Source organism: Variovorax sp. F042, from assembly GCF_057814215.1.
The window spans coordinates 246,058-262,726 of record NZ_JBVASX010000001.1 but is presented as its reverse complement, the minus strand read 5'-3'; the positions used below and the strand labels follow the sequence as shown (position 1 = coordinate 262,726).

Below are 16,669 nucleotides of genomic sequence, written 5' to 3'. Positions count from 1 at the left end.
CTAGTCGTCTTTCGAGCGCGAAGCGACGGCTTGCGCGATGAGCGCGTTCATGTCGGCCGCACGCTCGGTGGTGCGGTCGAACAGGAAGTGCAGCGTGGGCACGGTGTGGATGTGCAGGCGCTTGAACAGGCCGTTGCGCAGGAAGCCCGCGGCCTGGTTCAGCGCTTCGGTCGTCTCGGCCACGTCGCCCGTGAGCAGGCTGAAGAAAATCTTCGCGTGCGCATAGTCGGGCGTGACCTCGACGGCCTGGATCGTGACCATGCCCACGCGCGGGTCCTTCAACTCGCGCGCGATCAGCTCCGTCAGATCGCGCTGGATCTGATCGGCAACCTTGAACGCGCGGTTGGGGGCGGCGGCTTTTCTCTTCGGCATGGACTTTCTCGCATGGAACGCTTACAGCGTCCGGGCGATTTCCTTGATCTCGAAGAATTCGAGCTGATCGCCCTCTTTGATGTCGTTGTAGTTCTTGAGCTTGATACCGCACTCAAAACCTTCGCGGACTTCGCGCACATCGTCCTTCATGCGCTTGATCGAGTCGATTTCGCCCGTGTAGACCACCACGTTGTCGCGCAGCAGGCGGAAATGCGCAGTGCGGTTGACCGAGCCCGAGGTGATGTAGGAACCTGCAACGGTACCGATCTTCGAGGCCACGAACACCGTGCGGATTTCGGCCGAGCCGATGATTTCCTCGCGGCGCTCCGGCGCCAGCATGCCCGACATCGCGACCTTGATCTCGTCCACGGCGTCGTAAATGATGCTGTAGTAGTTCAGCTGCACGCCGTTGTTCTCGGCCAGCTTGCGCGCACCGGCATCGGCACGCACGTTGAAGCCGATCACGACCGCCTTGGAGGCGATGGCGAGGTTGATGTCGCTTTCGCTGATACCACCCACGCCGGCGTACACCACCTGCACCTTGACTTCGTCCGTCGCCAGCTTGAGCAGCGATTGCGCCAGAGCTTCCTGCGAGCCCTGAACGTCGGCCTTGATGATGATGCGCAGCGTCTGCACTTCGCCCGCCGACAGGTCGGTGAACATGTTCTGCAGGTTCGCGGCCTGGGCCTTCGCCAGCTTGGTGTTGCGGAACTTGCCGGCACGGTAGGTAGCGATTTCGCGCGCACGGCGCTCATCGCTCATCACCATGAACTCGTCGCCCGCTTGCGGCACTTCGGTCAGACCCTGGATTTCGACCGGGATCGACGGGCCTGCAGTCTTGGTCGACTTGCCGTCTTCGTCCAGCATGGCACGCACGCGGCCATAGGTCGAGCCAGCCAGCACCACGTCGCCGGTCTTGAGCGTACCGGACTGAACCAGCACGGTAGCAACCGGGCCGCGGCCCTTGTCGAGCTGGGCTTCGATGACCAGGCCCTTGGCGGCGGCATCCACCGGCGCCTTGAGTTCCAGCACTTCGGCCTGCAGCAGCACCTGTTCGAGCAGGTCGTCGATGCCCTGGCCCGTCTTCGCGGACACCGGCACGAACGGCACGTCGCCGCCGTACTCTTCGGGCACGACCTCTTCGGCCACCAGTTCCTGCTTCACGCGGTCCAGGTTGGCGTCGGGCTTGTCCACCTTGTTGATGGCAACCACGATCGGCACACCAGCCGCCTTCGCGTGCTTGATGGCTTCCTTGGTCTGGGGCATGACGCCGTCGTCGGCCGCCACCACCAGGATCACGATGTCGGTAGCTTGCGCACCGCGAGCACGCATGGCCGTGAAGGCCTCGTGACCCGGGGTGTCGAGGAACGACACCATGCCGCGATCGGTTTCCACGTGGTAGGCGCCGATGTGCTGCGTGATGCCGCCGGCTTCGCCCGCAGCGACCTTGGCGCGGCGGATGTAGTCGAGCAGCGAGGTCTTGCCGTGGTCGACGTGACCCATGACGGTCACGACCGGTGCACGCGGCAGGGCTTCGGCGGTTTGCGCCGACACGTCCTCGTCGGTGAAGGCTTCCGGGTCGTCAAGCGCGGCAACCACCGCGTTGTGGCCCATTTCCTCCACCAGGATCATTGCGGTGTCCTGGTCGAGCGACTGGTTGATGGTCGCCATCTGGCCGAGCTTCATCAGTTGCTTGATGACCTCTTGCGCCTTGACGGCCATCTTGTGCGCGAGCTCGGACACCGTGATGGTTTCGGGCACATGCACTTCGAGAATGCGCGCCTCGACCGGTGCGGCCGGCGCATGTTGCTCGTCGTGACCGCCGCGGTCGTTGCCACGGCGACCGCGCGGGCCTCCGCGCCAGTTGCCGCGACCGACACCACCGCTGGCATCGCCGCGGGTCTTGATTTCCTTCTTCTTGGCAGGATCGCCAGCCCAGCTCGACGAGAGCTTGGCGGACTTGACTTCCTTGCCTGCGGCACCGGCAGCGCCGGGTGCAGCTGCTGCAGCGCCGGGCGCGGCAGGTGCGCCGGCACGCGCTGCGGGCGCGGTCGGCTTGTGCAGCGTTCCCTTGACCGCGGCCTTTTCGGGCTGCGGCTTCTCGGGTGCCTTGTGCGGCACCAGCACGCGGGCCGGTGCGTTCATCATGGCGCGGATGGCTTCGGCTTCGGCCAGGGCCTTGCGGCGACGCTCGTCGAGATCCTTGGCGCGCGCGGCTTCTTCGTCGGCGCGGGCCTTCGATTCGGCGGCGGCCTTGGCCTTCGCGTCTTCCTTGGCCTGCGTCGCAGCAGTTTGCGCGGCGAGCTTGGTATCGGCAGCCTTCTGCTCTGCAGCAGCGGCGGCGGCCGTCACGGCGGGCGCGGGGGCAGCCGCCGGCTTGGTGGCCGTGGTGCTGTCCTTTGCGCTCGCGGCGGCAGCAGCTGCTGCGGCAGCGGCCTTCTTCTCGGCGGTTTCGGCGGCGACACGTGCGGCTTCCTGCTCGGCCTTCTCAGCCTTTTCGGCCTGCTCGCGTTCGCGAGCTTCGGCTTCTTCGCGCAGGCGGCGCTTTTCAGCCAGCTCTTCTTCCTGGCGGCGGATCAGCTCGGCCTGGCGGCGCGCTTCTTCCTCGCGGCGGGCCAGTTCGGCTTCGTCGATGCGGGGAGCGGCGGGCGCGGCGGCAGGTGCCTCGGCCACTTGCTGCGCCGTCTCGGGCGTGGCGGGATGGCCGTCTTCGCGCTGGATGAAGGTGCGCTTCTTGCGCACCTCGACCTGGATGGTGCGGGCGCGGCCGGTGGCGTCGGCCTGCTTGATCTCGCTGGTCGACTTCTTGGTCAGCGTGATTTTCTTGCGCTCGGGCTCGACGGTGCCGTGGCTGGCCTTCAGGTGGCCGAGCAGGCGCTGCTTGTCAGCCTCGGTGAGCGCATCGGTGGCGGCCGCTTTGGGCACACCTGCGCTCTTGAGCTGGTCAAGCAAGGTTTCGGGAGTCTTCTTGAGCTCGTTCGCGAACTCGGCGACAGTGGTACTGGACATATTGGTTTCGTGCCTCCATGACCGTCACTCTTGGCCGGCGAACCAGTGTTCGCGGGCTTTCAAGATGAGGGCTTTGGCGTCATCGGCGCTTTGGCCGGTGATCTCGGTGAGTTCATCGACCGCGAGGTCGGCAAGATCGTCACGGGTGTTCACACCCGCTTCGGTCAGCTTGGGAATCAGCTCGGGGTCCAGGCCTTCGAGGTCGTGCAGGTCTTGCGACACCGTCGACTGGGCCTCGACGCCCTCTTCCTTGGCGATTTCCATGGTCAGCAGCGCATCCTTGGCACGCGAGCGCAGCTCATTGATGGTGTCTTCGTCGAACGCCTCGATTTCCAGCATTTCGGAAATTGGCACGTAGGCCACTTCTTCGAGGCTGTTGAAACCTTCCGAAATGAGGATGTCGGCGATTTCCTCGTCGACGTCGAGCTTTTCCATGAAGAGCTTGCGGCTGGCGTCCGTTTCGGTCGCCTGCTTCTGGGCCGACTCGTTGGCGTCCATGATGTTGATCTTCCAGCCGGTGAGGTCGGAAGCCAGGCGCACGTTCTGGCCGCCGCGGCCGATGGCGATGGCGAGGTTTTCCTCGTCGACCACCACGTCCATGGCGTGCTTTTCTTCGTCCACCACGATCGACGACACGTTGGCCGGGGCCAGCGCACCGATCACGAACTGGGCCGGGTCTTCGCTCCACAGCACGATGTCCACGCGCTCGCCAGCGAGCTCGTTGGTCACGGCGTTGACGCGGGTGCCGCGCACGCCGACGCAGGTGCCGATGGGGTCGACGCGCTTGTCGTGCGATAGCACGGCAATCTTGGCGCGCGAACCCGGGTCACGGGCGCAGCTCTTGATTTCGAGCAGGCCTTGCTCGATTTCGGGCACTTCCTGGCGGAACAGCTCGATCATGAACTCGGGGGCCGAGCGCGACAGGATGATCGGCGCGCCGCGCAGCGTCAGGTCAACCTCCATGATCATGGCGCGCACGCGGTCGCCGTTGCGCAGGTTTTCCTTGGCGATCATCTCGCTGCGGCGCAGGCGCCCTTCGACACGGCCGGCCTCGACGATGATGTCGCCCTTGTCCAGGCGCTTGACGGTGCCCACGAAGATCTTGTCGCCGCGCGACATGAAGTCGTTGAGCAGCATCTCGCGCTCGGCGTCGCGGATCTTCTGCAGGATGACCTGCTTGGCGGCCATGGCGCCGATGCGGCCGATCGGCACCGAGTCCACCGCTTCTTCGATGTACTCGCCGACTTCGATGTCCGACATTTCTTCCTTGGCTTCGAACAGGAGGATTTCCTGGTCGGGCAGCTGCAGGCCAGCCTCGTCGGGCACGACGTGCCAGCGGCGGAAGGTTTCGTAGTCGCCGCTGTCGCGATCGACCGCGACGCGAATGTCCACGTCGCCCTGATGGAGCTTCTTGGTGGCTTGCGCCAGAGCGGACTCGACCGCGCCGAAGACCACGTCACGCTCGACGTTCTTCTCGCGCGAGATCGCATCCACCAACATCAACATTTCGCGATTCATGCCACCACTCCTCTAGTCAGTCCGGAACCTGCGTTCCGTCGTCAATATCCGAAAAACCCGGTTGGGTTTTGGCCTTGCGGCCCTTGAAATCCACAATAGGCGCGAGCCGCGCCTCGCGCAGCTCGTCCAGCACGAAGCCCAGCGCCTGCAGCGTTGCAGGCGCGCGCTTCTTGCTCACTTTTTGACCCGGCTTGGGCTCCGGCGCATCGCTCCAGACGATTTGCCAGCCCTGGGCGCCGACAGCGCCCTCAACCTGTGCAACACGCTCCAGCGTGCCGCGAAACTTCTTGCGAGTGGCCGACACCTGGCCCGCCGCCGCAGCACCCATGGGCGCCTTGAGCGTGATGTCGATCACCTCGCCCACGAAACGCTCGAAATCCTGCTCATTGCGCAGCGGACGGTCAATACCGGGCGAGGACACCTCGAGCCGCTTGTAATCGACACCATCGACCTCGAGCGCAAATTGCAATTGGCGCGTTACCTTCTCGCAGTCTTCGACCGTCACGAAGGGCTCTGGCACGCCGGCAGCCGCATCTTCCAAGGTGGGGGCCGTCCAGGGCAAATCAATCGTCACGCGCAGCAATCCCCCGGCCGAGCGTTCGATCTCGACCAGGTCATAGCCGAGACCGGCCACGGTTTGTTCCACTATTTGCTGCAATGCCACGTGTTCGAAGGTGCCTTTTAAATACTGGGTTCATGCCATCCGCCCGCCACGGATGCCAGATCGCCATGAATGCTCAGAATGCATAGACCAAAAAAAACGGGCGGTTGGTACCCGCCCGTTTGGTCGTGAGCCTCGAATTATATGCTATTTGTGTAATAAATGAAGGGGCTTCGAGGCTCAGCCACCTATTGATTGGCGCGATTTGAACCAAACCAATGCGAATAGCACCGCGCCGAGTGCCAATGCCGCCGCCGCGACCAGCAACGGCAGCTGAAAAGACCCCGTCCGCTGGGCCAGTGGCGCCGCAAACAGCGGCCCGACGATCTGCCCCACTCCATAGGATGCCGTCGCGTAGCCGATCAGCCCGGCAGCCGCATTGCCGCGCAGCCGGCGCGCATCCCGCATGGCAAAAAGAGTGATCGCGGTAAACGGCATGCCCAGCAGCAGGCTTCCGAGCGCGAATCCGGCAATGCTCGGCCATGCCACCGACAGCACGACGCCCAGCGCCTGCAACGCGTAGGCGCAGGCCAGCAGCAGCCGGTTGTCCCAATGCGTCGGCGCGCGGGCCCCGATCAGCGCGCCTGGAATGATGGCCAGCCCGAACAGCGGCCAGAAGAAGTCCGGCCAGGGCGATCCCGGCAGCGCCTGCCGGGCGATCACCGGCAGGAAGGTGGCGGTAATGATGTAACCGAAGCCCGCCAGCCCATAGAGCGCGACCAGCCAGATCGCATCGCTGCGATCGGCCGGCCCGGCCACGCGAACCGCCGCAGCAGGCGCCGGAGCGGCACCGCCACCTGCGGATGCCCGCTCGCCGTCGTCGAACACCCGCCAGATCACCGCGATCAGCACGACCGCCAGGATGCCAAGGCCGATCCACCCCGCCTCGGAACCCCAGCGCCCCAGCGCACCACCGAGCAGGCCCGTCATCGCGATGCCGATTCCCGGCCCGGTGTAGATCACGCCGGCCAGCGTCGGCGCGTTCGTCTCCGCCAGCCGGCGCAGGCCCCAGCCTGAGGCGAAGACGAAGACCCAGGCGCTCATCACGCCTGCCGCCGTGCGCAGCACGCCCCAGCTCGTGAAGCTGTGCAGCAAGCCCATGCCGATCAGCAGAGCGGCCGTGGCCACCAGCCCGCCCCGCACCATGCTCGACGCCTTGATGCCGATGGCGGCACAGCTCACCGCACCGAGGAAGTACCCCAGGTAGTTGAGCGACGCCAGCACCCCGCCCGCCGCCAGCTCCAGCTTTCCCTCGTGCAGCATGATGGGCAACATGGGTGTGAAGGCAAAGCGCCCCAGGCCCATCGCCACTGCGAGGGTGACCATGCAGGCCAGCGCCGCGCGCCAGGCTCCGCGCCGGTCGCGTCCGATTTCCGACATTTCTTGCTGTCTCCGTTTATTCCAGCAGCGCGGCGGCCACCAGCTTCTTTGTATAGGGGTGCTCGGGCGCGTCGAGCACGCGCTCGACCGACCCTGTTTCGAGAATGGCCCCGTCCTTCATCACGATGACGTGGTGCGCCATCGCCCGGATCACCTCGACGTCGTGCGTGATCAGCAGATAGCTCAGCCCCCGCTCGCGCTGCAGGCGCTGCAGCAAGCTCAGCACCTGCTTCTGGATCGTCACGTCCAGCGCGCTGGTGGGCTCGTCGAGCACCAGCAGCTGCGGGTCGACGATCAGCGCGCGCGCAATCGCCAGGCGCTGCCGCTGACCGCCCGAAAACTCGTGCGGATAGCGGTCGAGCAGCGAGGGGAACTGGGCCTCCGTCAGCCCGACATCGGCCAGCGCGACGAGTGCACGGGCACGGCGCGCCGCGGTGTCGAGTTCGGGCGCATGCACGCGCAGCCCCTCGCCCACGATCTGCTCCACCGTCATGCGCGGCGACAGCGACGAGAACGGGTCCTGGAACACCACCTGCATCACGCGGCGCAGGCCGAGATCGGAGGCGCGGTCGACCGCCCAGCCCTTGCCCGCGACCGTCAGCGCGCCCTGGTGCTTCAGCAGCCCTAGCGCCGCCAGCGCCAGCGTCGACTTGCCCGAACCCGACTCACCGACCACGCCGAGCGTCTCGCCCGGCACGATGCGGAAATCCGCCCCCTGCACCGCCACGAATTCGCCCTTGCGGAACCAGCCGGCGAAGCCCGGCTTCGGCACGGGATAGATCACGCGCAGGGCCTTGGCCTCGATCACTGGCGCCGCGTCGGCGCGCGCAGCGACGGCCGCCACGTTGCGCTCCGGATGACTGTCGATCAGCTTGCGCGTGTAGGGATGCTGCGGGGCATCGAACACAGGCGCCACCGCGCCATGCTCGACGATGTGGCCGTTCTCCATGACCACCACGCGATCGGCAAAACGCCGCACCAGGTTCAGGTCATGCGTGATGAGGAGCACCGCCATGCCGTACTTGCGCTGCAGGTCAGCCAGCAATTCGAGGATCTGCGCGCGCACGGTCACGTCGAGCGCGGTGGTCGGTTCGTCGGCCAGCAGCAGGCGCGGCTTGCAGGCCAGAGCCATCGCGATCATCGCGCGCTGGCGCTGGCCGCCCGAGAGCTGGTGCGGAAACGCCCTCGCCCGTCGCGCCGGCTCCGGAATGCCGGTGTCAGCCAGCAGCTGGACGGCCGCCGCCTGCGCGGCGCGGGCCGACAGCCCTTCGTGCAGTTCGAGAACCTCGGCGATCTGGTCGCCGACGCTGTAGAGCGCATTCAGTGCAGTCATCGGCTCCTGGAAGATCATCGCGATCTCCTTGCCGCGGATGCCGCGCAATTCGCGCTCGGGAATCGACAACAGGTCGCGCGCGCCCTGCGAGCGCCCGCCGCCAAAGAGCCGGGCAGTGCCAGAAAGATCGGCGTTCTGCACCAGCCGCAGCAGCGACAGCGCCGTGACCGTCTTGCCCGAACCCGACTCGCCGACGAGCGCGAGCTTTTCGCCAGCGGCCATCTGGAAGTCGATGCCGTGCACGACCTCCTTGCCGCTGAATGCGACGCGCAGGCCCTTTACGTCGAGCAGGGGCTGGTTGGGTTGTTGTGAATCGCTCATCACTTGTCTGCCTTGCGCGGATCGAGCGCATCGCGCAGCGCGTCGCCCATGAAAGTCAGCAGCATCAGCGTGACGACCAACACGACGAAAGTGGACAGCGAGATCCACCAGGCGTCGATGTTGCCCTTGCCCTGGCTCAGCAGCTCACCGAGCGACGGTGTGCCTGGCGGCACGCCAAGGCCGAGAAAGTCCAGAGAGGTCAGCGCCAGAATGGCCGCGCTCATGCGGAACGGCAGAAAGGTGACGACCGGCACCATGCTGTTGGGCAGGATGTGGCGCCACATGATCTGCAGATTGCCCACACCGAGCGCCCGCGCCGCACGCACGTAGTCCATCTGCCGGTTGCGCAGGAACTCGGCGCGCACGTAGTCCGACAACCCCATCCAGCCGAACAGGCTCAGCAGGATCAGAAGCAGCGCCACGCTGGGCGTGAAGATCGCACTGAAGATGATCAGCAGGTACAGCTCGGGCATCGCTCCCCAGATCTCGATCAGCCGCTGGAAGGTCAGGTCGATCTTTCCGCCGAAGAAGCCTTGCACCGCGCCGGTCGCGATACCCAGCACCACCCCTATTACCGTGAGCGCCAGCGCGAACAGCACGCTCACGCGAAAGCCGTAGATCAGCTGGGCCAGCAGGTCGCGGCCCCGCTCATCGGTGCCGAGCAGGTTCTCGCTCGAAGGGGCCGCAGGGTTCGGAGGCTTCGAGAAATAGTTGAGCGTGGCCGGGCCATAGCGGTTCGGCGCATAGATCGCCCAGTTGCCGCCCTGGGTGATGCGCTGCTCGATGAACGGATCAAGGTAGTCGGCCGGCGTTTCGAAATCGCCGCCGAAGGTTTTCTCGGAATAGTCCCGCAACACTGGGAAATAGGTCTTGCCTTCGTAGCGCACCACGAGCGGCTTGTCGGTGGAAAGCACATCGGCGAAAAGGCTCAGCACCACCAGCGCCGAGAAGATCAACAGGCTCCAGAACCCCAGCGGATTGCGGCGAAAACGGCGCCAGGCGCGGCGGCCGGGGCTCACGGACACGACAGGCGCTTTAGTCAAACTTCACCCTCGGATCGACCCAGACATAGCAAAGATCGGAGATGAGCTTGGTCACCAGACCGATCAGCGTGAACAGATAGAGCGTGCCCAGAAACACCGGGTAGTCGCGCCGCAGCACGCTTTCGTAGCTGAGCAGGCCCATCCCGTCGAGCGAGAACAGCGTCTCGATCAGCAGCGCGCCCGAAAAGAAGGCGCCGATAAAGGCTGTCGGGAAGCCCGTGATGATCGGAATCAGCGCGTTGCGGAACACGTGCTTCCAGAGCACCTGGCGCTCGGCCAGTCCCTTGGCACGCGCCGTCAGCACGTACTGCTTGCGGATCTCTTCGAGGAAGGAGTTCTTGGTGAGCATCGCGGTGATCGCGAAGCTGCCGAGCACCATCGCCGTCACCGGCAAGGTGATGTGCCACAGGTAGTCGACGATGCGCGCGCCCCAGCTCAGCGACTCCCAATTCGGCGAAGTCAGCCCGCGCAGCGGAAACCATTGCAGCTGGCCGCCGAAGATCACCAGCAGCGCCACGCCCAGTACGAAGCCCGGAATGGCGTAGCCAACGAGCACCAGCAGCGTCGTCAGAAAGTCGAAGCGCGAACCGGCGCGAACCGCTTTCGCAACGCCGAGCGGCACCGCTATCAGGTAGCTGATGAAGAAGGTCCAGAGCCCCAAGCTGATCGAGACCGGCAGCTTCTCCTTGATGAGCTGCCACACGTCCTTGCTCTGGAAGAAGCTCTTGCCCAGGTCGAAGCGCGCGAACTGCTTGAGCATCTGCCAGAAGCGCTCGGGTGCCGGCTTGTCGAAGCCGTAGAGGGCCTTGATCTCCGCCACCTGCTTGGCGTCGAGGGAGCGCCCCGTGGGGCCGCCCGAGAGGCGGTTTTCCTTGTTGGTCAGTTGCGACAGCAACTGCTCGGCCGGACCGCCCGGAACAAATTGAACGATGGCGAAATTGATCAGCAGCACCCCGAACAGCGTGGGAATGATCAGCAGAAGGCGTCGGAGCAGGTAGGCGGCCATGCGGTCTGTCTGGGTCTGTCGTCTACTTCGCTGCCGGGTCGATCCACCACGTCGTCAGCATCGCCGAGCCGGCGAGAAGACGTTGCGGCAATGGCGCTTCGGGGCGGCGCAGCTTGCGCTTGTGGGCAATGAAATATTGTTTGCCGTAGTACATCGGGATCACGTAATGCTGGTGGAGCAAGTAACGGTCCAGCAGCCGCGCGCCTGCTGCGAGCGACTTGCGGTCCGGGCTGTTGACGATCACTTCGAGAATCTCGTCGATCACCGGATCGCTGATGCCGCTGAGGTTCTGGCTCCCCTTTTCGTTGGCCGATTTCGAGCCGAAATCGTCGTACAGCTCGTTGCCCGGACTCGATGAGCCACCCGCGATGTTGATGACCATGTCGAAGTCGAGATCGTCCTGTTTCTTCTTTATCAGGCTCGGGTCGCGCAAGCGATAGTCCAGCGCGATTCCCAGCTTGGCGAGGTTGCGCGCGTAAGGCGCCAGCACCACGCCCGAACTGCGATCCCCAATGTCGAAATTGATGACGAAAGGCGTTCCGTCCTTGTCGCGCAAGGCGCCATCCCTGTATGTCCAGCCCGCCTCTTTGAGCAGTTCCTGCGCGCGGACCAGGTTGCGCCGCAGGCCTTCGGCGGTGTCTCCGCTGCTGGCGGGGCGCGGCAGTTCGCCCTTCGTGTTGTCGATGTATCGCTGCCTGTTCTTCAGGTGCTCGATCAGCACCTGCTCCTCGGGGCTGATCTCGGGCTGGGCCATGAGGTCATCGCTGTTCTGGAAGTAGCTCATCGTGCGGGCTCTGCGTCCGTAGAAGAGATGCTGGTTGAGCCAGTCGAAATCGAAGGCCAGCGCCAATGCCTGTCGCACGCGCATGTCCTGGAAGCGAGGCTGCCGCAGGTTGGGCGAGAGGCCCTGCATGCCGGTGAAGCGGCGGTGCGAAATCTCTTCCTTGACCAGCTCGCCGGAATCGAAACGCCGCCCCTTGTAGCGGCGCACCCAGGCGATGATCGAGCGTTCTTCCATCGCATCGAGTGAGCCGGCCTTGAGCGACTCCTCTTCACCCAGCGAGTCCTTGAAGTACTGGTACGACACCTCGCCGAAATTGAACATCCCCTTGCGCACCGGAAGATCGGCGGCCCAGTAGTCCGGCCGCCGGCGGTACGAGATGTACTTCCCGAAGTCGACCTTGTCCACCACGTACGGCCCGCTGGCTATGGGCGGCTCGCTCACGATCTGGTCGAAGGGCTTGCCCTTGCCCCAGGCACTCGAGAAAACCGGCAGCTGGCCGATGATCATGTGCAGCTCGGAGTTCTGGCGCTTGAAGTCGAAGCGGATCGTGCGCTCCCCCACCACCACGGCGCCCTTGATGTCAACCCAGTACGAGCGGAAGGTCGGCCCCGCCTGCTTGCTCATGAGGGTGTCGAAGGAGTACTTCACGTCCTTCGCGAGCACCGGGGAGCCATCGGAGAACTTGGCTTTCGGGTTCAGGCGGAAAGTGACGCTCAGGCGGTCTGCGGCAAGCTGCACGTCTTCGGCCAGCATGCCGTAGTTGGAGAAGGGCTCGTCTTCGCTCGGCGTCATCAGCGAATCGAAGATCAGGCCGTACTCGGAGAACACAAAGCCGTTGGCGCTGTAGCCCATGCCCTGCGGCGGCACGCCCCGCAGCGTGAAGGGGTTGAGCTTGTCGAAGGTTCCGCTGGCCGAGAGGATCAGCTCGCCGCCCTTGGGGGCATCGGGATTCACGTAGTCGAAATTCTTGAACGACGCCGGGTACTTCGGCTCGTAACCCATGCCCAGACCATGCGCTGCCCACGAGGGGAGCGCCAAGAGAGCCAATATCAGAAGCAGCCAACCTCGCATGCGAGAATTCTGCCCAAGATTTTCACGAGGCAACTTCATGGGCTTTCTTTCCGGCAAAAAACTGTTGATCACCGGTGTGTTGAGCAATCGCTCCATTGCTTATGGCATTGCCAAGGCCTGTCATGAACAGGGCGCAGAGCTCGCCTTCAGCTATGTCGGCGAGCGATTCAAGGACCGTATCACCGAATATGCCGCAGACTTTGGCTCGAAGCTGATTTTCGATTGCGACGTGGGCGACGACGCGCAGATCGACAAGCTCTTTGCAGACCTCTCGCAGACCTGGCCGAAGTTCGACGGCTTCGTGCACAGCATCGGCTTCGCGCCGCGCGAGTCCATTGCGGGCGACTTCCTCGACGGGCTCTCGCGCGAAGGCTTCAAGATCGCGCACGACATCAGTGCGTACAGCTTTCCGGCCATGGCCAAGTCGGCCCTGCCCTACCTCAACGACAAGGCGGCCCTGCTCACGCTGACCTACCTGGGCGCCGAACGCGCGCTGCCCAACTACAACACCATGGGCCTGGCCAAGGCCTCGCTCGAAGCCTCGGTGCGCTACACCGCCGCCTCGCTCGGCCCGAAGGGCATGCGCGTGAACGGCATCAGTGCGGGCCCGATCAAGACGCTGGCAGCCAGCGGCATCAAGGGCTTCGGCAAGATGCTGGCGGCCGTGGCCGACGCCTCGCCCATCCGCCGCAACGTGACCATCGAGGAAGTCGGCAACGTGGCCGCCTTCCTGCTGAGCGACCTGGCCAGCGGCGTGACCGCCGAGATCACCTACGTGGACGGCGGCTTCAGCAACGTCGTCGGCGGGATGGCCGAGTAACCCTGCCATCGAGCCCTCACACGGCCACCAGATGGCCGTGCTGCGCTATTCATTTCATAGCATCGTGCTGAACCGACGCTCCCTCCTGCTTGCCGCTTTCGGCGTGATCGCCGCGCCTGCCGCGTTCGCGCGCGAGGCGGCGCCCTCGCTGATGCTGGCCGACGTCTACCGCCCCGGCATGTCGCTGCACGACTACTGGGTCAGCGAGAAGTACGACGGCGTACGCGGCTACTGGGACGGCAAGCAGCTCTGGACACGCGGCGGCGAACGGATCGTGGCGCCGGCATGGTTCACCGCACCGCTGCCGAAGCAACCCCTCGACGGCGAACTGTGGGTGGGCCGCGGCCAGTTCGCACGCGCCGTCTCCACGGTGCGCAGCCAGACGCCCAACGACATCGCCTGGCGCGAGATGCACTTCATGGTGTTCGACCTGCCCGCGCAGGGTGGCGACTTCACGACGCGCCTCGCCGTGCTGCGCAAGCTGCTGCCGATTACCGACGCACCATGGGTCGTCGCGGTCCCGCAGGAACGCGCGACCACGCACGCCGCATTGCAGGCGCTGCTCGACAAGACGGTAAAAATGGGCGGTGAGGGTCTGATGCTCCACCGCGGCAGCTCCCAATACCGTGGCGAGCGCAACAGCGACTTGCTGAAGGTCAAGCCCTACGAAGACGCCGAAGCCCGCGTGGTCGAGCACGTGCCCGGCAAGGGCAAGCACAGTGGCCGGCTCGGCGCGCTGGTGGTCGAGACGGCCGACGGCAAGCGCTTCAAGCTCGGCACCGGACTGACCGACGCCGAACGCGAGAACCCGCCCGCCGTCGGCAGCTGGGTGACCTACCGCTACAACGGCACCACCGCCAAGGGCCTGCCGCGATTCGCGCGCTTCATGCGGGTGCGCGAAGGTTAGGCCGGCCCGTCCAGCCGGCCCGCTTCCTTACTTCACTTCCCTGACGCAATCTGCGTAGTAGCGCTTCTTGCCCGTCTCGTCGACGCGCGCAACCAGGCCGTGGATGTCGGTCTCGAAGCCCGGGCACTGCGTGTTGAACTCGCGCGAGAACTTGAGGTAGTCGACGATCTTCTTGTTGAACACCTCGCCCGGAATCAGCAGCGGAATGCCCGGCGGGTAAGGCGTGATCAGGCTGGTGGTGATGCGGCCTTCGAGCTCGTCGATTTCCACGCGCTCGGTCTTGCGGTGCGCGATGTGGGCGAAGGCGTCGCTGGGCTTCATCGCCGGCGTCAGGTCGCTCAGGTACATCTCGGTCGTGAGGCGGGCCACGTCGTAGCGCGCATACAGCTGGTGGATGTGCTGGCACAGGTCGCGCAGGCCGAGGCGTTCGTAACCCGGATGCTGCTGGCAGAACTCGGGCAGGATGCGCCACATCGGCTGGTTGCGCGCGTAGTCGTCCTTGAACTGCTGCAGCGCCGTCAGCAGCGTGTTCCAGCGGCCCTTGGTGATGCCGATGGTGAACATGATGAAGAAGCTGTAGAGCCCGGTCTTCTCCACGATCACGCCATGCTCGGCGAGGAACTTGGTCACCACGCTGGCCGGGATGCCGGTTTCGGCGAAGTTGCCTTCGAGGTCGAGACCCGGCGTGACGATGGTCGACTTGATCGGGTCAAGCATGTTGAAGCCGTCGGCCAATTCGCCAAAGCCGTGCCAGTTGCGCGGCGACTTCTTGTTCTTGGGCTTGCCGTTCTTCTCGCCCTGCATGATCCAGTCGTCGGCGCGGCCGATGCCTTCTTCGACGAGCTTCTCGGGGCCCCAGACCTTGAACCACCACTCGTCCTTGCCGAACTCCGCCTCGACCTTGCGCATGGCGCGGCGAAAGTCGAGCGCTTCGAGGATGCTTTCTTCCACCAGCGCGGTGCCGCCGGGCGGCTCCATCATGGCGGCAGCCACGTCGCAGCTCGCGATGATCGCGTACTGCGGGCTGGTCGACGAGTGCATCAGATAGGCCTCGTTGAACAGGTCGCGGTCGAGCTGACGGTTCTGCGAGTCCTGCACCAGCACATGGCTGGCCTGGCTGATGCCGGCCAGCAGCTTGTGCGTCGACTGCGTGGCGAACACCAGCGATTCCTTCGGGCGCACGCGGCGCTTGCCCATCGCGTGATAGGCGCCATAGAACGGGTGGAAGGCCGCGTGCGGCAGCCACGCCTCGTCGAAGTGCAGCGTGTCGACGTAGCCGTCGAGCATGTTCTTGATGGTCTCGGTGTTGTAGATCACGCCGTCGTAGGTCGACTGCGTGAGCGTCATCACGCGCGGCTTGACCTTGTCGGGGTCCACGTCGGCCAGCAGCGGGTTGGCCTTGATCTTGGCCTTGATGGCGCTCTGCTCGAACTCGCTCTTCGGGATCGGGCCGATGATGCCGAAGTGGTTGCGCGTGGGCTTCATGAACACCGGAATCGCGCCGGTCATGATGATCGCGTGCAGGATCGACTTGTGGCAATTGCGGTCGACCACCACCACGTCGCCCGGCGCCACCGTGTGGTGCCACACCATCTTGTTGCTGGTGCTGGTGCCGTTGGTCACGAAGAAGCAGTGGTCGGCGTTGAAGATGCGCGCCGCATTGCGTTCGCTGGCCGCCACCGGGCCGGTGTGGTCGAGCAGTTGGCCCAGCTCTTCGACTGCGTTGCAGACGTCGGCACGCAGCATGTTCTCGCCGAAGAACTGGTGGAACATCTGGCCCACCGGGCTCTTCAGGAACGCCACGCCGCCCGAGTGGCCCGGGCAGTGCCACGAATAGGAGCCGTCTTCCGCATAGTCGATCAGCGCCTTGAAGAACGGCGGCTGCACGCCCTCGAGGTAGCTCTTGGCCTCGCGGATGATGTGGCGCGCCACGAATTCGGGGGTGTCCTCGAACATGTGGATGAAGCCGTGCAGCTCGCGCAGGATGTCGTTCGGGATGTGGCGCGAGGTCTTGGTCTCGCCGTAGATGTAGATCGGCACGTCGGCGTTCTTGCGCCGCACTTCGCCGATGAAGTTGCGCAAGTTCAGCACGGCCGGATCGAGGTCGGGGCCGACCGTGAACTCCTCGTCGTCGATCGACAGGATGAACGCACTGGCACGGCTTTGCTGTTGGGCGAACTGGCTCAGGTCGCCGTAGCTCGTGACGCCCAGCACCTCGAAGCCCTCGCTTTCGAAGGCCTGCGCGAGCGCGCGAATGCCGAGGCCCGAGGTGTTTTCGGAGCGGAAGTCCTCGTCAATGATGACGATGGGAAAGCGGAATTTCATGAGCGGGGCTCCGGGCAGGCTGACAGACAGGCAATAAGGCGAGGCGCGAAGTGTACGGAATTCGGATGACGAATCTGGTCAGGCTCGTGCAAGCCATTCGGGCCTGTCCGGCATGGTCC

The 16,669-nt window shown here is 64.8% G+C and carries 12 protein-coding genes; 2 read left to right on the top strand and 10 right to left on the bottom strand.

What is annotated here, in order from left to right:
* The 9 genes from rbfA to ACZYSP_RS01230 form a co-directional block, all read right to left on the bottom strand.
* Window positions 1-372 (bottom strand): 30S ribosome-binding factor RbfA, encoded by a 372-nt coding sequence (rbfA, locus tag ACZYSP_RS01270; RefSeq protein WP_062479819.1) that lies wholly within the window; start codon window positions 370-372, stop codon window positions 1-3.
* Window positions 373-393: 21 nt separating this feature from the next.
* Window positions 394-3,381, bottom strand: coding sequence for a translation initiation factor IF-2 (infB, locus tag ACZYSP_RS01265; protein WP_093054762.1), 2,988 nt, complete (start codon window positions 3,379-3,381; stop codon window positions 394-396).
* Window positions 3,382-3,405: 24 nt separating this feature from the next.
* Entirely contained in the window at window positions 3,406-4,899 is a 1,494-nt protein-coding gene (nusA, locus tag ACZYSP_RS01260; RefSeq protein WP_093054760.1) for a transcription termination factor NusA, read from the bottom strand.
* Between the two features lie 16 nt (window positions 4,900-4,915).
* The gene (rimP, locus tag ACZYSP_RS01255) at window positions 4,916-5,563 is read right to left on the bottom strand and encodes a ribosome maturation factor RimP (protein ID WP_093074583.1); all 648 of its coding nucleotides are present in this window, start codon (window positions 5,561-5,563) and stop codon (window positions 4,916-4,918) included.
* 177 nt (window positions 5,564-5,740) lie between these two features.
* Entirely contained in the window at window positions 5,741-6,940 is a 1,200-nt protein-coding gene (locus ACZYSP_RS01250; protein WP_093074585.1) for a YbfB/YjiJ family MFS transporter, read from the bottom strand.
* 16 nt (window positions 6,941-6,956) lie between these two features.
* A complete protein-coding gene (locus ACZYSP_RS01245) occupies window positions 6,957-8,594 on the bottom strand; it encodes an ABC transporter ATP-binding protein (RefSeq protein ID WP_093074588.1) in 1,638 nt (545 codons plus the stop codon).
* On the bottom strand, window positions 8,594-9,637 hold the full coding sequence (locus ACZYSP_RS01240) for an ABC transporter permease (RefSeq protein WP_093054752.1): 1,044 nt from the start codon (window positions 9,635-9,637) through the stop codon (window positions 8,594-8,596). Before ACZYSP_RS01240 ends, ACZYSP_RS01245 begins: the two co-directional genes overlap by 1 nt.
* Window positions 9,630-10,643, bottom strand: coding sequence for a microcin C ABC transporter permease YejB (locus tag ACZYSP_RS01235; protein ID WP_093054750.1), 1,014 nt, complete (start codon window positions 10,641-10,643; stop codon window positions 9,630-9,632). The genes ACZYSP_RS01240 and ACZYSP_RS01235 overlap by 8 nt, the downstream gene beginning before the upstream one ends.
* 22 nt (window positions 10,644-10,665) lie before the next feature.
* Window positions 10,666-12,429 (bottom strand): extracellular solute-binding protein, encoded by a 1,764-nt coding sequence (locus ACZYSP_RS01230; RefSeq protein WP_354336080.1) that lies wholly within the window; start codon window positions 12,427-12,429, stop codon window positions 10,666-10,668.
* 106 nt (window positions 12,430-12,535) lie between these two features.
* Here ACZYSP_RS01230 and fabI point away from each other — a divergent pair, with 106 nt between their 5' ends.
* Entirely contained in the window at window positions 12,536-13,318 is a 783-nt protein-coding gene (gene fabI, locus ACZYSP_RS01225) for an enoyl-ACP reductase FabI (protein WP_007832278.1), read from the top strand.
* A gap of 31 nt (window positions 13,319-13,349) precedes the next feature.
* Complete coding sequence (locus tag ACZYSP_RS01220) at window positions 13,350-14,225, top strand: DNA ligase (protein ID WP_436318300.1); 876 nt, start codon at window positions 13,350-13,352, stop codon at window positions 14,223-14,225.
* 27 nt (window positions 14,226-14,252) lie between these two features.
* On the opposite strand, the gene ACZYSP_RS01215 is transcribed toward ACZYSP_RS01220, so the two are convergent.
* Window positions 14,253-16,550 carry an arginine/lysine/ornithine decarboxylase gene (locus ACZYSP_RS01215; RefSeq protein ID WP_093054744.1) on the bottom strand — a complete coding sequence of 766 codons (2,298 nt, stop codon included), beginning with the start codon at window positions 16,548-16,550 and terminating at the stop codon, window positions 14,253-14,255.
* Between the last annotated feature and the right edge of the window lie 119 nt (window positions 16,551-16,669).